Raw genomic sequence first — 23,414 nt, 5'->3', positions numbered from 1 at the left:
GCCCGGAACAGCGGGCTACAGCGCGAGCAGGAGCACCACGAGCGTCGCGACCGACAGCACCAGCAGGACGACGGCGCCCTGCAGGTCGCGGTCGTGCGCTCGGAGGTGCGCCACCACGGCACCGACGAAGTAGACCACCGCGCCGACGGCTGCGGCGATGGCGAGCGGCACCCACCAGATGCCGATGACGAGCCCGGCGGCAGCGGCGACCTCGAGCAACCCGAGGACCGTCATCTGCGCGGGGGTGACGTGGACGGCCTGCATCGAAGCGACGATCTTCGGGTTGCGGACGAGTTTCATGACGCCCGAGCCGAGCAGGGCCACGGCGAGGACGAGGGACAGGACGACGGCTGCGATGTGCACGGGGAACTCCAGGTGATGAAACGGATGGTTGTCCCCGTTTCAAACCGGAGACTGCTCCCCGTATTCCCGGCCACGCGATCTAGGCTCGGTGCATGACCCGCCGAGACGTCGCCCGGAACCGTCAGGCGCTCGTCGACGCGGCCCGGTCCGCGTTCACCGACCACGGCCTCCAGGCTGCACTGGAACCGATCGCGGTCGCAGCGGGACTCGGCAACGCGACCCTGTACCGGCACTTCCCGACCCGAGCGGCGCTGTGGGAAGCCGTCCTGGTCGAGCCGATGCACGAGGTGCTCGACCTCGTCGAGCACTGCCGCGAGTTGTCCGCCTCGGACCCGTGGGAGGGCTTCGCGACCTTCGTCCGCGAGACGGCGGCGATCGAGGCGCGCCGCACCGGCTTCAGCGAACTCATGACCACCGACTACCGCGACGCTCCGGAACTGCTCCGGCTCCGCATCGCCGTGCAGGACGGGATCGACGCCCTCTTCACAGCCGGACAGGCGGCCGCGGTCATCCGCGCCGACGCCACCCTGGCCGACGTCGCACTCCTGCAGCTGTCGATCGCGGAGACGATCCGCACGTTCGGCCGGGTCGCACCCGAGGCGTACCGACGCTGGGTGGACCTGGTGCTCGACGGGTTCCGGGCGGTGGACGTCCCGCGCGGCGTGCTGGCCGGACGCCCCCTGCGCGGCGATCAGGTCCGTCGGGCCCTGGCGGAGCGCAACCAGCCCGCCGGCCGTCAGAAGGCGTAGCGGATCCGACAGGACGGCAGGTGCTCGGCGACGAGCTCGCGGAAGCGCTCGACGAGCTGCCCCTTCATCCCGGACCGGTAGCGGACGTTCACCGCGCCGTTCTGCGACACCTTCTGCTCCTGCAGGTCGGGGCGCCAGAGCAGGTCCTCGGCCTTCGGGTGCCAGCCGAGGTTGACCTCGTGCAGGGGTTGGTTGTGCGTGAGGAAGATCACCTCGGCCGCGATCTGCGCCTTGGCGGCCGGTGACAGTACGTCGTCGACCTGCCGCAGCAGCTCGGTCCAGTCGGACTCCCACGTCGGGGTGACGATGACGGGCGAGAAGTTCAGGTGGACCTCGTAGCCGGCGTCGACGAACTCGTTCACCGCAGCGATCCGCTCGGCGACGGGACTCGTCCGGATGTCGGTGACCTTCGCGGTGTCGTGCGGCATGAGCGAGAACCGGATGCGCGTGCGGCCCATCGGGTCCCAGTCGAGCAACTCGCGGTTGACGTACTTCGTCGCGAAGGACGCCTTCGCGGTCGGGGTCATCCGGAACAGGTCGCACAGGTCACGGACGTTGTCGCTGATCATCGCGTCGACCGAGCAGTCGCTGTTCTCGCCGATGTCGTACACCCACGACCCGGGATCGCACTGGTTCGGCTCGGTCTTCGGCCCCTGCTTCGCGATGTTGCGAGCGACGTGCTTCGTGATCTGGTCGATGTTGGCGAACACCGTGACGGGGTTGCTGTAGCCCTTGCGCCGCGGGACGTAGCAGTACGCACACGCCATCGCACAGCCGTTCGCCGTCGAGGGCGCGATGAAGTCGGCGGAGCGGCCGTTCGGTCGCGTGATCAACGACTTCTTCACGCCGAGCACCAGCGCCTCGGTCTTGATCCGGACCCACCGCTGCACGTTGCGCTCGTCGCCGTGCACCTCGGGGATGTTCCAGTGGGACTCCACCGGCACGATCTCGGCGTCCGGCCAGCGCCCGATCACCTCTTGCCCGCGCTGCAGTTCGAGGGCAGCGGGCTCGGCGTAGATCCGACGGACGTCGAGCATCGGGCGGGCGCGGTCGTTGCTCATCGACTCCTGTCTACCGGGGACCACTGACGGTGCAGACTCGGGGCATGACCGCCGAAGCCGACGACCATTACTTCGTGGTGAACCGCCGACGCTGGCGCCGCACCGACCCGGCCCTGCCCGAGGAACTCGCGGCCGCGCTCCGCTCCCACCTGGGGCGCGGGCGCAACGCGGTGAAGACCGCGAAGCGCGCCGGCGACGACGCTGCGCTGGCCGCGGCTCGGCACCGGAACGGGCTCGCGAAGCACGGTCTGGGCGAACGCGGCCCGGAGTGGTGGACGCGCCCCGAGGCCGATCGGATCGCCGACGCCGAGCGGGCACTCGCCGATCTGGACGCCCTGCCGTGACGACGATCCGTCCGCCGCGCCTGGATCGCATCCTGAACCTCATCGTGTTCGGCCCGGTGATGATCGGGACAGGAGTCGCACTCGCGAGCGTGGCCTTCGTTCCCGGAGCATCGGCGCGGGTGTTCGTCTTCGTCCTCGGTGTCGCCTTCATCGCCGGTGGGACCTGGGCCACGGCCAGGCTCCGTCGCGTCGCCGTGCACCTGTCCGACGAAACCCTCCGGTACTCCGGCTTCCTGTCGTCGTGGACCGCACCGCGTGCGGGCATCACCGCGGTGCTCGACGACGCGTACGTCGAGTGGCGCGATGATCGCGGGGTCGGCCACCGACGGCAGATCTGGCTGCTGACCCGGGCTTGGGCGGACGACGGCACGAAGTTCGCCCCGCTCTGGCGCTGGCGACACGAGGCGCTCCTCGAGGTGCGGGCGTGGGCAGCGACTCACGAAGTCCGAAACGTCCCATGACACCCGCGGTGGAAACCGAAACGTCCCATGACACCCGCGGTGGAAAGCGGAATCGGGCGTACCTGGTCGGAAGTTCCGACCCGGTACGCCCGATTCGACCAGCTACGCGACGAGCCGCGTCAGCCCTCGGTGTGGCCCAGGTCGGGCTGCACGAGCAGGTGGGCCGTGCGGGATGCCGACGCGTGCAGCTCGAGGACGACGACTGCGTTCCGGCCGCGACGCAGGACCGGGCCGGGGATCGCCAGGGTCTGCTGCGGGCCGCGCGACCAGTACCGGCCGAGGCAGAACCCGTTGACCCAGGCGACACCCTTGCGGAAGCCGTCGAGCGACAGGTAGCGGTCGTCCACCGCGTCGAGGTCGAACGACCCGGTGGCGAACGTCGGTCCGGCGAGCGCCTCGCCGTCGGCCGGTTCCACGGCGGACAGCGCATCGAGTGCGGACGGGGCGATCGGGTCGAGCGCCAACGGCGACGCGGTCCAGCGCGAGAGCGGGACCCCGTCGACGGCGACCCCGCCGATCAGGCCCTTCGGCTCGCCGATGCGGATGCCGTAGTCGACCCGCCCCTGGTCCTCGACGAGCAGTTCGAGCGTGCCGGTCACCGGCGGCAGGACGATCGCACGGTCGTGGTGCTCGCGCTCCAGGACGCCCACGACCACACCGTCGACGGACACGATCGCGCGGTCGCGGACCTCGGTGCCGACGGTCAGCACGCCGCCGGACGGCAGGTCGACCTCGGCCCGGTACAGGACGAAGCCGCTCGCCGCACCGAGGGCGTCGAAGGTCGGCGGCTCGTCGTACGCCGACCACGTCGTGAGCGTGGGCAGCAGGGAGCGGAGCGACGCGACGCGGTCCAGGCGGACGGCGAGGTCCGCGGCGGGGACGACCCGGGCCTCCCGGTCGGCTCCGTCCGCAGCATCGGACGCGAGCCGACCCGATCCACCCGGCTCCATCGATGCCGGCAGCGGCGGCACGGGCGCGTAGCGCTCGATGACCGCGCGGAAGGCGTGGAACTTCGGAGTGGGCCGACCGGCCTCGTCGAGCGGGGCGTCGTAGTCGTAGGACGTCGCGATCGGACGGTAGACGCCCTTGTCGTTCGCGCCGTTCGTGAAGCCGAAGTTCGTGCCGCCGTGGAACATGTAGATGTTGACCGAGCCGCCGGCGGCGAGCAGGTCGTCCAGGTCCGTTGCCGAGGCAGCAGCCGGCGTGGTGTGGTGGTGCTCACCCCAGCTGTCGAACCAGCCGTCCCAGAACTCGGAGCACATCAGGGGGCCGGTGGGCTGGGCCTGCCGCAGGCGCTCGAGGCGGGCGACAGAGCGCGAGCCGAACGAGCCGGTCTTGTGCAGCGACGGCAGCGAGCCGTCCTCGAGCATCGTGCCCATCGGCTGGTCCACGCTCGTGAAGGGGACGGTGAGCCCGATCGCCCGGTGCATCTGCTCGAGCTTCGACAGGTAGACGGGGTCGGAACCGTAGGCGCCGTACTCGTTCTCGACCTGCACCAGGACGATGGGTCCACCGTTGTCGATCTGCCGCGGGACCAGCACCGGCGCCAACGCGTGCAGGTACGAGGAAACGGCGGCGAGGAACCCCGGCTCGTCGCGTCGGACGCCGACGGTGCCGTCGGCGAAGAGCCAGTACGGCAGACCGCCGTTGGTCCACTCCGCGCAGATGTACGGGCCGGGGCGGACGATGGCGTGCATGCCCTCGGCGGCGACCAGGTCGAGGAACCGGCCCAGGTCGAGCCCGCCCGTCAGGTCGAAGACCCCGGGCGACGGGGCGTGCGCGTTCCAGGCGACGTAGGTCTCGATGGTGTTCAGCCCCATCAGCTTCGCCTTGCGGATGCGGTCGGCCCACAGGTCGGGGTGCACGCGGAAGTAGTGGATCGCGCCGGACAGGACCCGGTGCGGCTCGCCGTCGAGCAGGAAGTCGGTGTCGCCGATGGCGAATCGCATGGTGTGACTTTCTCATGGCCGGCCGGAGCCGGGCGTGGAGCGGGGCCGTGCGGACGTGTCCGCACGGCCCCGCCGAGGGTGCGGTGCCTACTTGGTCGAGACCGTGAAGCCCTGGTCCTTGCCGTACTTGGCGAGGGCCTTCTGCCAGGCCTCGAGGCCGGCGTCGAGCGAGGTGCCGTTCTCGTACGCCTGACCGACGGTGTCGGCGTAGACGCTGTTCGCGTACACCTGGTACGGCAGGTAGGTGAAGTCGTTGTCCGAGGACTTCGACGCGTCGACGAGCACCTTGTTGATCTGCTGCCCACCGAAGTAGGACGGCTTCTCGTCGAGGAAGGCCGACGAGTCGAGGTCAGCGGTCGTCGAGGGGAACCCACCGGACTTCATGAAGACGCCGGTCGACTCCTTCGACGAGTTCAGCCACTTCAGGAAGCCCGCGGCGAGGGCCGGGTTCTTCGACTGCTTCATGACGACCTCGGCGCTGCCGCCGTTGTTCGCGGTCTGGGCGGTGCCGCCGTCGTAGGTCGGCATCGGGGCGACGCGCCAGTCACCCGAGGCCTGGGCGACGCCGGACTCCAGGTTGCCGGGCATCCAGGCGCCGGTGATCATCGTGGCGATCTCACCGTTGCCGAGCTGCTTGTACCAGTCGTCGGTCCAGCCGACGGTCTTCGACAGCAGGCCCTGCTCGACGAGCTCGTTCCAGGTGCTCGTCCACTTCTTCGAGCCCTCGTCCTGCAGGTTGATGGTCACCTTGTCACCGTCGGTGGTGAACGGGGTACCGCCGGCCTGGGCGATCATGCTCGTGGTGAAGCCGGCGTCGCCGGAGTCGGCCGCGATGTAGGCGTTCGGGTCGGCCTCGTGCAGCTTCTTCGCGGCGGCGACGTACTCGTCCCAGGTCTTCGGCACGGCGATGTCGTGCTTGTCGAAGACCGTCTTGTTGTAGAACAGCGCCATGGGGCCGGAGTCCTGCGGCAGGCCGTAGACCTTGTCGTCGATCGACACCGAGCTCCAGGTGCTCTTCGCGAACTTGTCCTCGAGCGAGTCGAAGCCGTAGCCGGACAGGTCGAGCAGCGAGTCGGACAGGGCGAACTGCGGCAGCGCGAAGTACTCGACCTGGGCGACGTCGGGGGCGCCCGAGCCGGCCTTCACGGTGTTCTGGAGCTTGGTGTACTGGTCGGCGCCGGTGCCGGCGTTGACGAGCTTGACCTTCACCTTGGGGTACTGCTTCTCGAACGCGGCGACCTGGGCCTTGGCGGAGGGGGTCCACGACCAGTAGGTCAGGGTGCCACCGTCCTTCAGTGCCTTGGTGATGTCGTCGGACGAGCCACCGGACGACGAGCCGCCGGTCGCGCAGGCGGCGAGGGCGATCGTGGCGGTGACGCCGATGGCGAGGGCGCTGAGCCCGCGCCGGAGACGCTTGTTCATGGGGGTGCCTTTCACTTCTTCGTGGAGAGGGGGGTAGGGCTGCTGCGTTCCGGACCGGATGGCGCGTGGCGAGGTCGCCACGGGCCTCCCGTCCGACGGATCAGGCCTTGACGGACCCGGCCGCGAGGCCGGACTGCCAGAAGCGCTGGAGGAAGAGGAACGCGACCACGATCGGGATGATCGTGAGGAGCGATCCCGTGACGACGAGGTTGTAGATCGGCTGCGCACCGGACCCGGTGGCCTGGGCGTTCCACTGGTTCAGGCCGACCGTCAGGGGGTACCACTTCGGGTCGCTCAGCATGATGAGCGGCAGGAAGTAGTTGTTCCAGGTGGCGACGACCGCAAAGAGCAAGACGGTCACGACACCGGGAGCGAGCAGGCGGAGCGCGATGGTGAAGAAGATCCGGAACTCGCCGGCACCGTCCATGCGGGCGGCCTCGAGGAGCTCGGCGGGGATCGCGTCGACCGCGTAGGTCCAGATCAGGTACATGCCGAACGGGCTGATGAGCGACGGCAGGATGATCGACCACGGGGTGTTGGTCAGGCCGACCTGCGAGAAGAGCAGGAAGGTCGGGACCGCCAGGGCCGTGCCGGGGACCGCGATGGCACCGAGCACGATGGCGAACACCGCGCGGCGTCCGGGGAACTGGAACTTCGCCATGCCGTAGCCCGCGACGGTCGCGAGCAGGGTGGCGCCACCGGCACCGACGACCACGTAGAGCAACGTGTTGCCGAACCACTGCAGGAAGATGCCGTCGTTGTAGGTGACGGTGTCGACGATGTTCTGCCAGAGGTTGAAGTCCCCGCCGAACCAGAGCCCGAAGGTGGAGAGCAGCGACGCCTGCGTCTTCGTGCTGTTCACGAGCAGGTAGAACAGCGGCGCGAACGAGTAGACGACGAAGACGACCATGACCGCGGTCAGCAGGCCGGAACGCTTCGGCTTGCGTCCGTCGACGTGCTGCTCGGCCTTCCGCTCGGCCTTCCGGGAGGCCCGGGTCGAGCGGGTGCGCGGGTCGCGCTGCGTCGTGGTCGCCTCGGTGACCGTGGCCGGTCCGGCGGCGCCGGCCGCGGGGTGCTGGATGGTGCTCATCGGTTCTCCTGGCGGGTTCCGCGGACCTGGACGACGTAGGCGATCACCGCGGTGATCACGCCCATCACGATCGCGACGGTGGCGGAGTAGTTGAACTGCTGGCCGCTGAAGGACAGCGAGTAGGCGTACATGTTCGGGGTGAAGGCGCTGCCGATGACGTTCGGGGCCAGGGTCTTCAGCAGGTTCGGCTCGTTGAAGAGCTGGAAGCTGCCGATGATCGAGAAGATGGTGGCGATGACCATCGGGCCGCGCAGGGCCGGGAGCTTGATCGAGAAGACCGTGCGCAGGGGGCCGGCGCCGTCGAGCTCGGCGGCCTCGTACAGCTCACCGGGGACCGTGCGGAGTGCGGCGTAGAAGATCAGCATGTTGTAGCCGAGGAACTCCCACGTGACCACGTTGCCGATGGAGGTCAGCACCCAGGTGGGGCTGAACGGCTGCAGCAGGTCGATGCCGAGCGCGTCGTTCGCCGCACCGGTCAGGCCGAACTGGTTGCCGTAGATGAAGCCCCAGATCAGGGCCGCGACGACACCGGGGACGGCGTAGGGCAGGAACACCGCGATGCGGAAGAAGCTCGTGCCCCAGAGCCGTGCGCTGTCGAGTGCGAGGGCGGCGACGAGGGCGAGCCCGAGCATGATCGGCACCTGGACGACCAGGAAGATCGCGACCCGACCGAAGCCGGACCAGAACTTGGCGTCCTGGAAGAGCTGGACGTAGTTGGCGAACCAGACGAACTGGTTGCCGCCGATGAGCTGGTCGCGGAACAGGCTGAGCCAGAGGGCGTAGCCGATCGGGACGATGAGCATGGCGATCAGGACGACCACGAAGGGGCCGACGAACAGCCAGCCGGTGTAGCGCCCCCGCGCCTTGGTCCGGCGACCTGCCGGGCGGGGGGCTGCCGGCTGCGCTGCGGCTGCCTCGCCGGGCCGCGCTGCGAGCGTGCTCATGTGACTCCTTCGTCTGCTGCGTTCGGGTGTCCGGTGTCTCGGCCGCGACCCGGGCCCGGTGACGGGCGCTCTGGCGGTCGCAGATGTTGACGTCAACATCGAACGTCAGGACGATAGCATGGCAACGTCAACATGCGCTAGCGTCCGGGAACGCAGACTGCGTGATCCCGCAACGGAAGGAGCTCGAGCCGATGACGACCGAGTCCCCCGCCGGCACCCGCCGCTCCCCCTCGATGGCCGCCGTCGCCGACGCCGCCGGGGTCTCGATGCAGACCGTCTCGCGCGTCGCCCGCGGGTTCGACAACGTCAGCCCGGACACCCGCGACCGCGTGCAGCGCGCCATGGACACCCTGGGCTACCGGCCCAACCGTGCCGCACGGGCCCTGCGATCGGGGCGCTTCCGCACCATCGGCGTGATCATGTTCACGCTCGCGTCCTTCGGCAACATGCGCACGCTCGAGGCGATCGCCGACGCCGCCGGTACCGCCGACTTCACGATCACGTTGCTGCCGATGGCCTCGCGCACCGAAGAAGGCGTGCGCTCCGCGTTCTCCCGCCTGCACGAACAGGCCGTCGACGGCGTCGTGATCATCATCGAGTCGCACATCATCGACACGGCCGAGGTCGTGCTGCCCGACGGCGTGCCCATGGTCATCATCGACTCCACCGGCAGCACCGACCACCCGGCGATCGACACCGACCAGACCGACGGCGCGCGCCAGGCCACCCAGCACCTGCTCGACCTCGGCCACGAGACCGTCTGGCACGTCGCCGGACCGACCTCGTCGTACTCCGCCGCACGCCGGTTGGCCGCGTGGCAGGACACCCTCGAGCGCGCCGGTCGGCTCGTCCCGCCGGTGTTCCACGGCGGCTGGAGCACCGACTCCGGCTACCGCGCCGGCGTCACCATCGCCGCACGCCCGGACATCACCGCCGTGTTCGCCGCCAACGACCAGACCGCGCTCGGGGTGCTCCGCGCCGCGCACGAGTTCGGGCGGTCCGTGCCGTCGTCGCTCAGCGTGGTGGGCTTCGACGACTCCCCCGAGTCCGACTCCTTCTGGCCGCCGCTCACCACCGTGCACCAGTCCTTCGACGAGGTCGGGCGTCGAGCCGTCGCGAACCTGCTCGCCCAGATCGACGGCGAGTCCGTGTCCTCCGCCCCCGACCTGGTGCCGGTGCGCCTGGTGGAGCGGGCGAGCACGGCGCCGCCGCCCGCCGCGCGCTGACGCGCCCGGGCTCGGGCGCCGGATCGCGGCCCCGGTTCGCGGCCCCGGTTCGCGAAAGCGACACTGTGCCGCCAACCTTCCGCGGAGAACTGTCGCTTTCGCGGACCTGACGGCGTAGCGGGCCGCACATCTGTCGCTTTCGCGACCAACAGGCGGACGGGAGGCGCGGTGCCAGCCCGCCACGGGCCTCCCGTCCGCCGCCCGGGGCACACCCGCGAAAGCGACAGTGTGCCGCCAACCATTTGCGGAGAACTGTCGCTTTCACGGACCGGACGCCGCAGCATGCCGGGCGACTGTCGCTTTCGCGAACCGGACCGGACCGGACCGGACCGGACCAGGCCGACACACGACACACGACACGCGCCCCGCCCGCGCCCCGCACGAACGAGCAGAGGACGTCGGGCGCGAGCGCCCGACGTCCTCTGTGCTCACTCGACGCCCGCCGCAGCGAACGCCGAGGCGTCTCAGCCGATCGACACGGCGGTCCAGGACACGGGCGGCAGCTCGATCGTGATGGTGTCGCCGTCGCGGCTGACCGTCTCGTTCGTGCGGAGCCCGACGCGCTCGGTGGACGAGAGGTCGTTCACGGCGTGGATGTCGTCGTCCCAGACGCCCTCGGCACGGACGTCGCCCGAGGCCGCCAGGCCCGCGAGGTCGATCGTGACGGTGGTCGACTCGGACGGGTGGCGGTTGATGAGGAAGACCGCTGCCTTGCCGTCCTCGGTCACGGTGGCGGCCGAGTCCACGACCGGCACCTCGCCGTACTTGCCGCCGTCGACGGTGTCACCCGAGGCCTTGACCTGCAGCGACGTGCCGTTCGCCAGGCGCGACGTCACCGAGAACGGGAAGAACGTCGTCTGGCGCCAGGCCGGGCCGCCGGGCTCGGTCATGATCGGGCCGATGACGTTGACGAGCTGCGCGAGCGAGGCCGAGGCGACGCGGTCCGCGTGGCGGAGCAGCGAGATGAGCAGCCCACCCACGACGACGGCGTCGGCGACGGTGTAGACGTCCTCGAGCAGGCGCGGGGCGACCGGCCAGTCCTGCGGCCCGAAGGTCTTCTGCTGCTCGTTCCACTTCGTGATCGACCAGACGTTCCACTCGTCGAACGAGATGTCGATGCGCTTGTCGGACTTCTTCTGCGCCTGCACGTGGTCGGCGGCGGTGGTGACCGTCTTGATGAAGTGGTCCATGTTGACGCCGGCGGCGAGGAACGACGGCAGATCGTTGTCCTCTTCGTAGTAGGCGTGCGCGGAGATGTAGTCCACGTCGTCGTAGGTGTGCTCGAGGACGGTGCGCTCCCACTCACCGAACGTCGGCATCGACGCTCCGGACGAACCGCAGGCGACCAGCTCGAGGTCGGGCTGGATCTGGCGCATGGCCTTCGCGGTCATGGCGGCGAGCTTGCCGTAGTCCTCGGCGTTCTTGTGGCCGAGCTGCCACGGGCCGTCCATCTCGTTACCGAGGCACCACATCTTGATGGCGAAGGGCTCCTGGCGGCCGTTGGACTTGCGGTACTCGGACAGTGCGGTGCCGGCGTTGATGTTCGCGTACTCGAGCAGCTCGATCGCCTCGGCGGTGCCGCGCGTGCCGAGGTTCACGGCGAGCATGAGCTCCGAACCGACCTGGTCGAGCCAGTGCTGGAACTCGTGCAGGCCGACCTCGTTGGTCTCGGTCGAGTGCCAGGCCAGGTCGAGGCGCTTCGGGCGCTGCTCGACGGGGCCGACGCCGTCCTCCCACTTGTAGCCGGAGACGAAGTTGCCGCCGGGGTAGCGGATGGCGGAGACGCCGAGTTCCTTGACGAGCTCGACGACGTCCTTCCGGAAGCCGTGCTCGTCGGCGGTCTCGTGCGCGGGCTCGTGGATGCCGTCGTAGACGTGGCGGCCGAGGTGCTCGACGAACCCGCCGAACAGGCGACGTCGCACCGGCCCCACGGTGAACGCGGCGTCGAGGACGAGGTGTGTGCGGGGCATGGATCTCCTTCGATCGTGCGAGAGCGGGTACTGCGGGTCGTGCGGTGCGCGTGCTCGGTCCGGCGCCAGGGGTAGCGAAGCGGACCGTCACGAAAGTGAGCGCTCACCTGACCGAAACGCTACCGGGTTCCACGGCGACGCGAAAGGGGTGGCGGATGATCTTCGCGAGCGCTAATGTGAGCGCTCACGGAGCACCGACCCACGGCTCTCGTGCACGGAGCAGCAGTGTTCCGCGAACGGAGCAGCGATGCTCCGGCGGGAGCACCGACCCTGTTCCCGAGCCCGGCCCATCCCGATGGAGTGATGCCATGCCGAACCGCCCAGCAACACCCGCGTCGCGCCTCTCGCGCCGCGGCTTCCTCGCCGCAGGAGCGGCCGCCGCGACGGTGCTGCCGCTCGCCGCGTGCTCGAGCCCGATCGCAGCCGGCCTGGCCGGCAGTGCGCTCAACCCCGAGACGCTCGTCTTCTGGAACCTCTTCGGCGGCGGTGACGGCCTCCGCATGCAGGCGATGGAGGACGGCTACGCGAAGCAGCACGGCGGATCGAGCTCGCTGCAGGCCACCACGTTCGCGTGGGGCAACCCGTACTACTCGAAGCTGACACTGGCCACCGTCGGGAACAAGCCGCCGGACGTCGCGGTCGCCCACCTGACCCGCGCGAAGCCACTGTGGGACGGCGACCTGCTCGACCCGATCACGTCCGAGGACCTGGCGAGCGTCGGCCTCAGTGCCGCCGACTTCAACCAGAAGGCGTGGACCGCGCAGAAGACCGACGGCAACAACATCGCCATCCCGCTCGACACCCACCCCTTCGTGCTCTTCTACAACGTTGATGTGTGCAAGAAGGCGGGCCTGCTCGACAGCGACGGCAACCTCAAGGACCTGTCCGGCATGGACACGTTCGAGAGCGCCCTCGCCGCGGTCGCGAAGGTCACCGGCGGAACCGCGCTCAACGTCGCCAACGTCGTGCCGGAGACCGCCACCCCGTGGCGCTTCTTCTGGACGATGTACAACCAGATCAACGACGCGACACCCTTCATCAGCGACGGCGGCGCGAAGCTCACCGTCAACGAGGACGCCTACAACGAGGTCACCAGCCGCACCCAGAAGTGGGTCAAGCAGGGCTGGATGAACAAGGCACTCGACTACGCCACGGCACAGTCCCTGATGTTCGACGGCAAGGCCGGCTTCTTCATGCAGGGCGAGTGGGAGATCAGCACGGCGCAGTCCATCAAGGGACTGAAGTTCGGCATGGCCCCGATCCCGCAGCTCTACGACAAGCCCGCGACGCAGGCGGACTCGCACACCTTCGTGCTGCCGAAGAAGGACCGGACGCCGGAGCAGCGCAAGCAGCACATGCTCTTCATCAAGCAGATGCTCGAGCAGAGCCTGACCTGGGCCGAGGGCGGACACGTCCCCGCCTACATCCCGACCTTCGACAGCAGCGCCTACAAAGAGCTGAAGCCCCAGTCGAACTACGCGGCCGCAGCCGAGACCGCCGTGTTCGACGACCCCGCCTGGTACGGCGGCTCCGGTTCGACCTTCGAGGGCACCGTCGGCGCCCAGCTGGCACTCGTGCAGCAGGGCAGCTCGTCGCCCGCACAGGCGCTCAGTGCCATCAAGTCGCAGCTCGCGACCTACCTGAACACCCCGAGCCCGCTGTGACCGGGCACGCGACCACCGGGCATGCACCTGCCCGCCACGTGAACGCCGTGAACACCGCGCGAAAGGCACGATGACGTGACCACAGCACCTGTCCTCGACCGGCCCACGGACGCGGCCACCGCGTCGCGTCCGCGCCGGAACCGCACCTACGGCACCAGCCTCACCCGTGGCCAGGGCCGCAGCGGCTGGCTCTTCCTCGCCCCGTTCGGCCTGTTCTACGCGGCCTTCCTGCTCGGCCCGACGGTCTGGATGATCGTCTCGAGCTTCTTCAACACCTCGACCGTCCGCACGGGCCTCGGCAGCTTCGCCGGGTTCGCGAACTACGCCGAGATGCTCGGACGCTCCGACTTCTGGTCGTCGCTCTGGCACACGCTGCAGTTCACGCTGTACACGACGCCGCCGCTCGTCATCCTGGCGTTCGTCTTCGCCGTGCTGACGAACCGGATGAACCGCGGCCAGTGGTTCTTCCGACTGGCGTTCTTCCTGCCGTTCATCCTGCCGTCGGCGACGATCTCGCTCATCTGGGTGTTCATCTTCACGCCGGCGACCGGCCTGTGGGCGAGCATGCAGTCGGCGATCGGCCTCACCCCGGGCTCCGGCATGCTGTCCAGCCCGAACACCGCGATGATCGGTGTCGCGATCGCCACCGTCTGGTGGACCCTCGGCTTCAACTTCGTGCTCTACCTGGCCGGCCTGCAGGAGATCCCGCGCGAACTGTACGAAGCGGCCGCCGTCGACGGTGCGTCGAACTGGCAGCAGATCAAGTCGATCACGCTGCCGCTGCTCGGCCGCACCACGACGCTGGTCATCCTGTTGCAGATCATCGCGAGCCTGAAGATCTTCGACCAGGTGTACCTGATGACGAACGGCGGACCGGGCATCTCCACCCAGGTCTCGCTGCAGCTCATCACGGGCGTCGGCTTCACCGACAACCGACTCGGTGCCGCCTCGGCAGCGTCGGTGCTCCTGTTCATCGTGATCGTCGCGATCGCGGTCATCCGGCAGCTCGTCGAGCGCGCTGCCGCCAAGCGAGAGATCGGGGCCTGACATGACCGCCACCGAGAGCATCACCACCGGCCGCGCCAAGCTCCGCACCGGCGTCTCGGCCGCCGCCCCCGCGAACGCCGCCAAGATCGGCGTCTCCGGCAAGGGCTTCAACCTGGTCGCCGGGATCATCCTGATCGTCTTCGCGATCATCTGGCTCATCCCCAGCCTGTTCGCCCTGAAGACGTCGCTGTCCGACAACGGCGTCGCCGCCCTCGGCGCGAACTCGATCCTGTCGAACTGGAACCCGACGCTGCACTCCTACGCGGCACTGTTCCAGGCCGGTGACATCTGGAACTGGTACCTCGCCAGCGCCATCACGAGCGTGATCACGGCCGTCCTGACGGTCATGTTCGCCTCGATGGCGGCGTTCGCGCTGTCCCGCCTGGTGTTCCGCGGTCGGAACATCGCGTTCCTGCTCATCATCCTCGGCATCATGATCCCGACGCAGGTCCTGATCATCCCGATCTTCCAGGAGCTCAACGCCGTCGGCCTGCTGAACACCTACTGGTCGGTCATCTTCCCGCAGGTGCCCGCCGTGATCGCGGTGTTCATCTTCAAGCAGTTCTTCGACGGGATCCCGAAGGAGCTGGAGGAAGCGGCACGCATCGACGGTGCCAACATCTGGAAGATCTACTGGTCGGTCATCCTGCCGCTGTCGCGTCCGGTGATCGCCGCGGTGACGATCCTGACCTTCGTCGGTGTCTGGAACAACCTGCTGCTGCCGCTGTTCGTGCTGTCGAACCCGGACCTCATGACGATCCCGGTCGGGCTCGCCACGGTCCAGGGCAGCTTCGGTCAGCGCTACGCGGACATCCAGGCCGGAGCGATCCTGGCGGCGTTGCCGCTGATCATCCTCTACCTGATCTTCCAGCGGCAGATCGTGGAGGGCGTGACGGGTTCCGGCCTCAAGGGCTGACGCCACCCCACGACGGACGGGAGGCCCGGTGCCAGCTGGCACCGGGCCTCCCGTCCGTCGTGCTGGTCGCGTCCCAGGCGCGGGCGTAGCTGGCGGAAACGGGCGTACCTGGTGAGAAGTTCCGTGACGGTACGCCCGAAAGCACCAGGCATCGCACACGCCATGGGAAGGAACGGGCACCGCTCAGGCGGAGACGGACTCCTTGGCCTCGTGCTTCCAGAAGCCCGAGAACGTGATGCGCGCCTTCGGCAGACCCGCACGGTGCAGGTGCCGGCGGCCCTCGGTGGCGAGGGTCGACTCGCCGACCACGAAGGCGTACCCGCGGTCGTCGACGGGCACGTGCCGCTGCAGTTCGGCGAGCGCGGCGCGGCCCGGGACGGCGTGGTGGTCGACCTCGTCGCGGACGATCCACGTGACCGCGACCCCGGCCGGTGCGTCGATCTCGCGGACGTCGCCGGCGGTGGGGACCTCTTGGATGATGCGTCCGACGGCGTTCCGGGGCAGCGATGCGGCGATGCCGAGCACGCCGGGCAGGCCGGTCTCCTCGGCCGCGATCACGATCTCGCTGGTGTCGTCCGGGCAGTCGAAGATGCAGCCCTGGTCGAGCATCGCCAGCTGGTCGCCTGGGCGGGCGCCGCAGGCCCAGATCGCGGCACGGCCCTCGGGCTCGCCGTCAGCGTCGGTGTGCACGACGAAGTCGATGTCCATCTCGGCGGTGCCGTCGGGCATCGGGCGGAACGCGGCGACGGTGTAGTTCGCGCAGTGCGGACGGACGTCCTCGGGGATGGCCAGGAACGTCGGCCACCACTTCTTGCCGTCGAGGTCCGGCATCCGGAACGCGTCCTGGTCCGGACGCCCGGTGAACAAGCGGAACCAGTGGTCGAAGCCGAGGAACGGGAACTCGTGCAGGTCGTCGCCGGTGACGGTGACACGCTGCATCGACGGCGTCGTGCGCTCGGTGCGCAGGACCCGGGCACGGAAGAGCCGGGGATTCTCGGGCAGGAGCCGCGGAGTCTTCGCCATGAGGCAAGGCTAACCTAAGATGTTCTCCGTGCCAGCCCCCTCCCCCGCCCTGGCTTCCGTCTCGGAGGCCCGCACCGCCGATGCGTCAGCAGCCCTCGGTGTCCACCGCACCGCCGTCCGTCGCCGCGTCCTGGTGATCGCCGGACTGGTCGTCGTGCTGGTCCTGGTGGCGGTCGCGAGCATGCTCCTCGGCAGCAACCGGATCGGCGTCGACCGGGTGCTCGACGGCCTGTTCCGGACCGGGTCGACCACCGATGAGGCGATCGTCTGGGGCTCCCGGGTCCCGCGCACGCTCATCGGTGCCGCGGTCGGTGCGGCCCTGGGGATCGCGGGGCTCCTGATGCAGGGGCACACGCGCAACCCGCTCGCCGACCCCGGACTGTTCGGGGTCTCGTCGGGCGCCGGGCTCGCCGTCGTCCTCGGCGTCTACGTGTTCGGGGTCACGAGCACCGGCGCGACGGTCTGGTTCGCACTCGGCGGCGCGCTGGTCGCGAGCGTCGTGGTGTTCTCGGTGACCATCGCGGGCAGCGGGACGGCCAGCCCGGTCCCCCTCGCCCTCGCGGGTGCCGCCGTCTCGGCCCTGCTGGGCGCGCTGACCTCGTTCGTCGTCCTGACCGACCAGGACTCGCTCGACGCGTACCGGCTGTGGGTCGTCGGCTCCCTCGCCGCACGGCAGCTCGACATCCTCGGCGCGGTGTGGCCGTTCCTGGTCGCCGGGCTGGTGCTCGCGATCCTGAACGTCCGGGCCCTCGACGCGCTCGGGCTCGGCTCGGACCTGGCCAAGGGCCTGGGCGAGAACGTGCTCGTCGCGCGGCTCGTCGGGCTCGGGGCCATCACGTTGCTCGCAGCCGGAGCGACCGCCGCCGCCGGGCCGATCGGGTTCGTCGGCCTGACGGTGCCGCACGTCGCCCGGGCCCTCGTCGGCACCGGGCACCGGTGGACGCTGCCGGTCTCCGGGCTCGTCGGAGCGGCGCTCGTGCTGCTCGCCGACGTCGTCGGACGCCTGATCGGCGGGTTCTCGGAGGTCGAGGTCGGCATCGTCCTGGCCGTCATCGGCGGCCCCGTCTTCGTCGCCGTCGCCCGTCGCCGATCGCTGGTGTCCCTGTGACGGGCGCAGCGGTCCGTGCGCCCGGCCGGACCGGGGTCCGCATCGGTCCGATCGGCCTCGCCTGGCGCCCGCGGGTGTTCTGGTACACGGCCGCCTCGCTCGGTCTGGTCCTGGTGCTCGTCGTCCTCGGTGTCGCGATCGGCTCGACCTGGATTGCCCCGGGCATCGTGCTCCGCTCCCTGGTCGGGCTCGAGACCGGCCCGGACGGCTTCATCATCACCACGCTCCGACTGCCCCGTGTCCTCACCGGAGCGCTCGTCGGGCTGACCCTCGGCATCGCCGGCGCACTGACCCAGACCTTCACGCGGAACCCCCTGGGCACCCCGGACATCATCGGCGTGACGTCGGGCGCGAGCGTCGGCGCCGTGGCGGCCATCGTGCTCGGCGGGGGCACGTACTCGGTGTCCTCGATCGTGCTCAGCGGCGGGATCCCGGTGGCCGCGACGATCGGTGCGCTCGTCGCCGCCGCCGTCGTGTACGGGCTCGGCTGGCGCGGCGGGGTGCAGAGCTACCGGCTCATCCTGGTCGGCATCGGCGTGAGCGCGACCCTCGACGCCGTGACGAGCTACCTGCTCGTCCGCGCCAAGATCACCATCGCGACCGCGGCGTCGCAATGGCTCGTCGGCAGCCTGTCGAGCACCTCGTGGTCGAGCGTCTGGCCGCTGCTGATCGTCGCCGCGGTCGCGGTGCCGATCGCCCTGGCGACGAGTGCGGCGCTCGGCATCGGACAGCTCGGTGACGAGGTCGCGACCGGGGTGGGGCTCGCCGTCCAGCGGCACCGCCTGCTCGTGATCGCCCTGGCCGTCGTGCTCACCGCCGCCGCCGTCGCCGCTGCGGGACCGGTCGGTTTCGTCGCGTTCGTGGTACCGCAGGTCGGACTCCGGCTGGCCGGCACGAACCGTCCGCCCCTGCTGCTCGCCGGTCTGCTCGGCGCAGCGCTCGTCCTCGCCGCGGACCTGCTGTCCCGATCGGCGTTCCCGTGGCAGGTGCCCGTCGGCATCATCACGACCGTGATCGGCGCCCCGTACCTGATCTGGCTCCTCATCCGTCACCGCAAGGAGATGTCCCGATGACGACACCCCCGTCCACCCCGCCGTCCACCCCGGTCCTCGAAGCCCGCGGCCTGTCCGTCGGCTACGACCGGCACCCCGTGCTGACCGATCTCGACCTGCGCATCGAGCGCGGCACCGTGACGACGTTCCTCGGCGCGAACGGCTGCGGCAAGTCGACCCTGCTCAAGGCCTTCGGGCGCGTGCTGAAGCCGCAGTCCGGCGAGGTCCTGCTCGACGGCGCCCCGATCCGCAAGGAACCGAACCGCCAGGTCGCGCGGAAGCTCGCGATCCTGCCGCAGTCCCCCGTCGCACCCGCGGGCACGAGCGTGCTCGACCTGGTGATGCGCGGCCGCAACCCGCACCAGTCGTGGGCGAAGCCGTGGACCGCGGACGACGCCGACGTGGCGGAGCAGGCCATCGCGGCGACCGGGCTGACCGACGTCGCCCACCGCGACGTCGCGAGCCTGTCGGGTGGCCAGCGACAGCGTGCATGGATCGCCCTGGTGGTGGCGCAGCAGGCCGACACGTTGCTGCTCGACGAACCGACGACCTACCTCGACCTCGCGCACCAGCTCGAGGTCCTGCGCCTGGTGCGCCGACTCAACCGCGAGCAGGGCTCCACCATCGTGATGGTCCTGCACGACCTGTCGCTCGCGGCCCGGTTCTCCGACCGGCTCGTCGTCCTGCACGACGGCGGCGTCGCTGCCGACGGCGCACCGCACGAGGTGCTGACCCCCGCGTTGCTCGAGCACGCCTTCGGGCTGCACGCGCGCGTGTTCCCGGACCCCGTGACCGGTGCCCCGATGATCGTGCCCGAGGCCGACGAGCACGACCTGGCGGCGCATGCCGAACCAGACGTCGAACTGGCGGGTACCGCGCACTTAGGTTAGCCTCTCCTAACGTGAAGCTCTCCCGACGCGGCTCCCTCCGAGCCACTCTCCTGACCTCAGTGGCCGTCTCGGCCCTCCTCCTCGCCGGCTGCTCGAGCACCGACTCGAACGACTCCGACGGTGACACCGCGGCGTCGAAGGCCTGGTCCTACGAGGACGCCACCGGCACGACCGTCAAGGTCGACCACACGCCGAAGCGCGTCGTCGTGCTGAACGACATCGCGATCTCGTTCATCGAGTACGGCCTGAAGCCGGTCGGCACCTTCGGCCAGCTGACCATGGCGAAGGACGCCCGCTTCGACGACCTGGACACCGACGGCATCACGCAGCTCGGCACCGGGTACGGCGACGTCGACCTCGAGAAGCTCGCCGCGCTGAAGCCCGACCTCGTCGTGACCTCGGTCTACCCGACCGACGAGAAGGGCACGCTCGACGACACGCAGCCCGGCTACGGCTTCAAGGACAACGAGCAGGAGAAGCAGATCGAGGCCATCGCGCCGGTCGTCCAGGTCAAGTGGGGCGGCAAGGGCGAGGACGTCATCGAGAAGATCGCCGACCTGAGCGAGTCGCTCGGTGCGAAGGAGTCGACGATCGAGGCCGCCGAGAAGCGCTTCGACACCGCCGGTGACGAGCTCGAGAAGGTCGCGAAGGAGCAGGACCTGTCGGTCGTCTCCATGTACGCCGACGGTGACGGCGCCTACGTCACCCGCCCGACCGACGAGCCGCTGCTGCAGATGTACTCGTCGTTCGGTGTCGACTTCGTGAACCCGAAGCCGAAGGGCTTCTACTGGGGCATCTACTCGTGGGAGAACGCGGGCCAGATCAAGGCCGACGTCCTGCTGCTGTCGCAGCAGGGCTACCAGGTCGCGGACCTCGAGAAGCAGCCGACCTTCGCTGACAACGCGGCGCTCGAGGCCGGCCAGGTGCACAGCTTCACCTTCCCGGCGCTCGACTACGCCTCGCAGGCCGGCTACATGACGGAGCTCGCGGGCTGGCTCGAGGACAGCAAGAAGCTGTCCTAAAACGCAACCGACGATCAGACGGGAGGCCCGTTGCCAGCTGGCAACGGGCCTCCCGTCTGTCCGTGGTGCGTTCTCGTGCACGTGCCCCGCCTGGTGTCGTCAGCCCACCGGCAAGACGGCGTTCACCGCGGTCTGCGCATCGCGCCAGACCGCTGCGCGGGACCCCGCGTAGGTGCCGCCCTGACCGTTCGAGTAGTACCGCAGGTTGTGCTTCCCGCCGTCGGTGTTGCCCTGCCAGTACGCGGTCACAGCACGCGAGCTCCCGCCGACCAACCACACCTGGTCGGCGGCGTCGGCCGTTCCGGTCTTGCCGAACAGCGTGGTGCCGTCCGGGGTCTGGCCGCCACTCGCCGTGCCGCCCCGGAACGCGCCCTGCATGACCTCGAAGGCCGTCGCCGCGGTCTGCGGCGAGACGGCCTGCGAGCAGGTGCGCGGCTGCCCGCCGAGCTCCGTGCCGTCCGGTGCGGTGACCTGGTCGATGACGACCGGCGCGCAGTACCGACCACCGTTCGCGACACCCGCGTACGCCGCCGCCATCGTCAGCGGCGCGATGCTCTCGGTGCCGAGCAGCGACGCGGGGTTCCACGGCAGCTCGCCGCCGGCGGCCAGGTGCACACCGAGGCGCTTCGCGACGTCGCGGATGTCGCACAGGTCGAGCTGCGCCGCCATCGACTGGTAGGCGGCGTTCACGGACTGGGCCGTGGCCGAGCGGACCGAGTACGGCCCCTTCTGGCCAGGCGAGTCGTTCTTCGGCTGCCAGAAGGCCGTCGTCTGCTCGCCGCACGCCGTCCACGTGCTCTGCGGGTGCGGCGTACCGTTCACGACCGTGTCCGGGCTGCGGCCGGCCTCGAGCCACGCCAGCAGCGTGAACATCTTGTACGTCGAGCCGGTCTGGAAGCCCGTCGAATCTCCGTCGGCCTGGTCGACGGCGTAGTTCAGGGACGTCGCGGTCGGTGGCGCCTGCTCCGACCGGTCGTAGTCGGTGTTCTGCGCCATCGTGAGCACCCGGCCGGTGCCCGCCTCGACGGTGTTCAGCGTCGCGCCCAGCGCCAGCCGGGTCTCGGTCTTCGGGTCGTACCGGTCGAGCAGTTCCTTCTGCTTCGCGTTCAGGTCGAGGTCCAGCGTCGTCTGGATGCGGTACCCACCCGTGCGCCAGGCATCGGCGCGCTGCTGCTTCGTCGCGCCGAGCTGCGGCAGACGTTCGGCGACGCGCTTGGCGTAGTCGCAGAAGAACTCCGCCCCGGTCTCGACGGCCTCGCACCCCTGCTGCGGCGCGGTGATGCGCACGTAATCGGCCAGCCGCGACAGCCGTGCCGTGCGGTACTCGTCGGTCGTCAGGTGCCCCTGCTCGTGCATCGAGCGGAGGATCACGTTCCGCCGTGCAGCGTTGTCGCGGTAGTGGTCAGGCGTGGACAGGTCGCGGCGCTCCGGCCACTGCACGATCGCGATGAGCGATGCCGCCTCGGCCGGGGTCAGGTCGGTGGCGGACTTGCCGTAGTAGTGCTGCGCGGCTGACTGCACGCCGTAGGTCTGGTCGCCGAAGTAGGCGATGTTCAGGTACGCCGTCAGGATCTGCTCCTTGGTGTACTTCTTCGCCAGGCCGATCGCGAGCTTCATCTCGGCGAGCTTCCGCTGCGGCGACCGCTTCGTCGCCTCCTTGTAGCCGGCCTTCTGCTCCTCGAGCGTCGGCAGCTCGCTCGCCCGCTGGATCTTGATGTTCCGGACGAGCTGCATCGTGAGCGTCGAGCCACCCGCACCGCCCTCGCCCTGCGACGCGGCGACGCTCACCAGGGAGCGGACCATCGACGTCGCGTCCACACCACCGGTCTCGTAGAACCGCTTGTCCTCGCCGTCGACCGCAGCGTGCTTGAGCTGGTCGCTGATCTGGTCGAACGACAGCTCTTGCCGGTCCTGCGCCCACACGTTCGCCAGGTGCACCGGTTCGCCACCGCGGTAGGCCCAGACCTGGTTGCGCTGCGGCAGGTCCCCGATCTCGATGTGCTCCGGCAGCGACTCGAACACCCCGATCGCCGACTTCGTGCTCACCCCGGCGACCGCGATCATCGGTGTCACGCCGACCCCGACCATCAAGCCGGCGAGCACACTGCCGCCCACGAAGCCGAGCGCGGCTCCCCCTGCACGTCTCATCGTCATCGCTCTGGATCCCCCGTGGTGCATCACCGCACCGATCTGGTGCTGTCGTTCGGGAGCGTCCCAGCCGATCTCGGGCGGTCGCCGGGACTTCGCCGCGGAACACCGCCGTGTCCGCTGGGAATGCGCCCGTCGTGACGGGATCGTGACGTCAGTGGGGGCGATCTCGGCCCTCCGGACGATGACGGGCGAGTCCGAGAGCGCCCATCCCTGCGCGTCTCGTCGCCAGGCGGTCAGTTCAGTACGAGCGTGCAGCACGTGAGACACGAGCTCCCGATGGTCGTCGCGCGCACGCCCGCGGCAACGAGGTATTCCTCGCGCCGAGCCGTGTCCCCCTGCCGGACGCACAGGCGAGCCAGACCCGATCTGCATCGCCACGTTGTCTCGCAAGCCTCTGTGACGAGACCCTCACCGAAGACGCTTGCGAGACATGGTTGTGAGAACCGCCGCACCCCGGATCCCGCGGGACGGAACGCCGCGGCCGTGCTACCGACGAGACGTTTCGCAACCGTAGCGTTGTGAGAGGCAGAAGGGCGGATCATTTCGTCTAGCGACGCTTGAAGCAGAACGCGGCCCCCACCGATACTTCGGTGAGGGCCGCGGGCTGTTCGGCCGCGAACGGTCAGCGCAGCTTCTGCTTAGATCTGTAAACCGCCGCTCCTGCTGCTACAAGAATGCCGATAACGACAAGCGCTACGTAGCTTGCTCCAAACCCTCGCACCAGCCCGAGGATCAGACCGACGATGGCTAGTACGGCGCCCAGTGCGATCAAGAGTCTCAGCGTCAGACGTTGGGCATGCTGCTGTCGCTCAGAGCTCATTGCAGTTCACGTCAGTAGCGTAAAGCACTCCAGCGATGGCGCCAATCGGGACTGCTGCAGGTTTAGTTGACTCCTGACCTCTGAGGACTTGGTCCTCGGTGGAAGGATGTCGATCATGGCCAAGCCCTATCCGGAGGAGTTC

20 protein-coding genes are annotated in these 23,414 nt (G+C 69.4%); 11 read left to right on the top strand and 9 right to left on the bottom strand.

The genetic code is table 11. The features are described 5' to 3' along the window. Window positions 1-15 precede the first annotated feature (15 nt). A complete protein-coding gene (locus tag ITJ69_RS04365) occupies window positions 16-363 on the bottom strand; it encodes a DoxX family protein (RefSeq protein ID WP_131921523.1) in 348 nt (115 codons plus the stop codon). Between the two features lie 92 nt (window positions 364-455). On the opposite strand from ITJ69_RS04365, the gene ITJ69_RS04360 reads away from it, so the two are divergent. Then, window positions 456-1,112 carry a TetR/AcrR family transcriptional regulator gene (locus ITJ69_RS04360; RefSeq protein ID WP_159572344.1) on the top strand — a complete coding sequence of 219 codons (657 nt, stop codon included), beginning with the start codon at window positions 456-458 and terminating at the stop codon, window positions 1,110-1,112. On the opposite strand, the gene ITJ69_RS04355 is transcribed toward ITJ69_RS04360, so the two are convergent. Then, window positions 1,100-2,173, bottom strand: a complete 1,074-nt coding sequence (locus tag ITJ69_RS04355; protein ID WP_123938475.1) for a spore photoproduct lyase family protein — start codon at window positions 2,171-2,173, stop codon at window positions 1,100-1,102. The genes ITJ69_RS04360 and ITJ69_RS04355 overlap by 13 nt on opposite strands. Before the next feature lie 44 nt (window positions 2,174-2,217). Between ITJ69_RS04355 and ITJ69_RS04350 the strand changes: the two genes are divergently transcribed. Both ITJ69_RS04350 and ITJ69_RS04345 read left to right on the top strand, forming a co-directional pair. Continuing rightward, window positions 2,218-2,517: a biopolymer transporter Tol gene (locus tag ITJ69_RS04350; protein ID WP_194672106.1), complete on the top strand. Its 300-nt coding sequence runs from the start codon at window positions 2,218-2,220 to the stop codon at window positions 2,515-2,517. Beyond that, window positions 2,514-2,978 (top strand): hypothetical protein, encoded by a 465-nt coding sequence (locus tag ITJ69_RS04345; RefSeq protein WP_123938473.1) that lies wholly within the window; start codon window positions 2,514-2,516, stop codon window positions 2,976-2,978. Before ITJ69_RS04350 ends, ITJ69_RS04345 begins: the two co-directional genes overlap by 4 nt. Before the next feature lie 119 nt (window positions 2,979-3,097). On the opposite strand, the gene ITJ69_RS04340 is transcribed toward ITJ69_RS04345, so the two are convergent. The 4 genes from ITJ69_RS04340 to ITJ69_RS04325 form a co-directional block, all read right to left on the bottom strand. Continuing rightward, window positions 3,098-4,927 (bottom strand): glycoside hydrolase family 35 protein, encoded by a 1,830-nt coding sequence (locus ITJ69_RS04340; protein ID WP_194672105.1) that lies wholly within the window; start codon window positions 4,925-4,927, stop codon window positions 3,098-3,100. 87 nt (window positions 4,928-5,014) lie between these two features. Further along, window positions 5,015-6,349, bottom strand: coding sequence for an ABC transporter substrate-binding protein (locus tag ITJ69_RS04335; RefSeq protein ID WP_173169216.1), 1,335 nt, complete (start codon window positions 6,347-6,349; stop codon window positions 5,015-5,017). Window positions 6,350-6,449: 100 nt separating this feature from the next. Then, window positions 6,450-7,439 carry a carbohydrate ABC transporter permease gene (locus ITJ69_RS04330; protein ID WP_228504860.1) on the bottom strand — a complete coding sequence of 330 codons (990 nt, stop codon included), beginning with the start codon at window positions 7,437-7,439 and terminating at the stop codon, window positions 6,450-6,452. Then, window positions 7,436-8,383, bottom strand: a complete 948-nt coding sequence (locus ITJ69_RS04325; RefSeq protein WP_131846757.1) for a carbohydrate ABC transporter permease — start codon at window positions 8,381-8,383, stop codon at window positions 7,436-7,438. Before ITJ69_RS04325 ends, ITJ69_RS04330 begins: the two co-directional genes overlap by 4 nt. Before the next feature lie 191 nt (window positions 8,384-8,574). On the opposite strand from ITJ69_RS04325, the gene ITJ69_RS04320 reads away from it, so the two are divergent. After that, the gene (locus tag ITJ69_RS04320; RefSeq protein ID WP_194672104.1) at window positions 8,575-9,609 is read left to right on the top strand and encodes a LacI family DNA-binding transcriptional regulator; all 1,035 of its coding nucleotides are present in this window, start codon (window positions 8,575-8,577) and stop codon (window positions 9,607-9,609) included. A 464-nt stretch (window positions 9,610-10,073) separates the two neighbouring features. Here ITJ69_RS04320 and ITJ69_RS04315 read toward each other — a convergent pair whose 3' ends face one another. After that, window positions 10,074-11,579, bottom strand: coding sequence for an alpha-N-arabinofuranosidase (locus ITJ69_RS04315; protein ID WP_194672103.1), 1,506 nt, complete (start codon window positions 11,577-11,579; stop codon window positions 10,074-10,076). Window positions 11,580-11,887: 308 nt separating this feature from the next. On the opposite strand from ITJ69_RS04315, the gene ITJ69_RS04310 reads away from it, so the two are divergent. The 3 genes from ITJ69_RS04310 (at window position 11,888) to ITJ69_RS04300 (ending at window position 15,206) form a co-directional block, all read left to right on the top strand. Beyond that, window positions 11,888-13,243: an extracellular solute-binding protein gene (locus ITJ69_RS04310; RefSeq protein ID WP_111086245.1), complete on the top strand. Its 1,356-nt coding sequence runs from the start codon at window positions 11,888-11,890 to the stop codon at window positions 13,241-13,243. 75 nt (window positions 13,244-13,318) lie between these two features. Further along, window positions 13,319-14,290: a carbohydrate ABC transporter permease gene (locus ITJ69_RS04305; RefSeq protein WP_111086244.1), complete on the top strand. Its 972-nt coding sequence runs from the start codon at window positions 13,319-13,321 to the stop codon at window positions 14,288-14,290. A gap of 1 nt (window position 14,291) precedes the next feature. Continuing rightward, complete coding sequence (locus tag ITJ69_RS04300; RefSeq protein ID WP_123938319.1) at window positions 14,292-15,206, top strand: carbohydrate ABC transporter permease; 915 nt, start codon at window positions 14,292-14,294, stop codon at window positions 15,204-15,206. A 183-nt stretch (window positions 15,207-15,389) separates the two neighbouring features. Here ITJ69_RS04300 and ITJ69_RS04295 read toward each other — a convergent pair whose 3' ends face one another. After that, window positions 15,390-16,229 carry a siderophore-interacting protein gene (locus tag ITJ69_RS04295; protein ID WP_123938320.1) on the bottom strand — a complete coding sequence of 280 codons (840 nt, stop codon included), beginning with the start codon at window positions 16,227-16,229 and terminating at the stop codon, window positions 15,390-15,392. Window positions 16,230-16,257: 28 nt separating this feature from the next. Here ITJ69_RS04295 and ITJ69_RS04290 point away from each other — a divergent pair, with 28 nt between their 5' ends. From ITJ69_RS04290 to ITJ69_RS04275, 4 genes are read left to right on the top strand one after another with little or no spacing between them, the layout of a single operon-like run. Next, window positions 16,258-17,337 carry a FecCD family ABC transporter permease gene (locus tag ITJ69_RS04290; protein WP_235035880.1) on the top strand — a complete coding sequence of 360 codons (1,080 nt, stop codon included), beginning with the start codon at window positions 16,258-16,260 and terminating at the stop codon, window positions 17,335-17,337. Continuing rightward, on the top strand, window positions 17,334-18,410 hold the full coding sequence (locus ITJ69_RS04285; RefSeq protein ID WP_235035879.1) for a FecCD family ABC transporter permease: 1,077 nt from the start codon (window positions 17,334-17,336) through the stop codon (window positions 18,408-18,410). The genes ITJ69_RS04290 and ITJ69_RS04285 overlap by 4 nt, the downstream gene beginning before the upstream one ends. Beyond that, window positions 18,407-19,279, top strand: a complete 873-nt coding sequence (locus ITJ69_RS04280; protein WP_194672102.1) for an ABC transporter ATP-binding protein — start codon at window positions 18,407-18,409, stop codon at window positions 19,277-19,279. Before ITJ69_RS04285 ends, ITJ69_RS04280 begins: the two co-directional genes overlap by 4 nt. Window positions 19,280-19,290: 11 nt before the next feature. Then, the gene (locus ITJ69_RS04275) at window positions 19,291-20,301 is read left to right on the top strand and encodes an ABC transporter substrate-binding protein (protein ID WP_123938322.1); all 1,011 of its coding nucleotides are present in this window, start codon (window positions 19,291-19,293) and stop codon (window positions 20,299-20,301) included. 99 nt (window positions 20,302-20,400) lie between these two features. Here the strand turns inward: ITJ69_RS04275 and ITJ69_RS04270 are convergent, their stop codons facing one another. Then, window positions 20,401-22,455, bottom strand: coding sequence for a transglycosylase domain-containing protein (locus ITJ69_RS04270; protein ID WP_228504859.1), 2,055 nt, complete (start codon window positions 22,453-22,455; stop codon window positions 20,401-20,403). Window positions 22,456-23,414: the final 959 nt, after the last annotated feature.

The organism is Curtobacterium sp. VKM Ac-2887, from assembly GCF_015350935.1.
GTDB lineage: Bacteria > Actinomycetota > Actinomycetes > Actinomycetales > Microbacteriaceae > Curtobacterium.
This window is presented reverse-complemented; position numbering and strand designations above follow the sequence as displayed.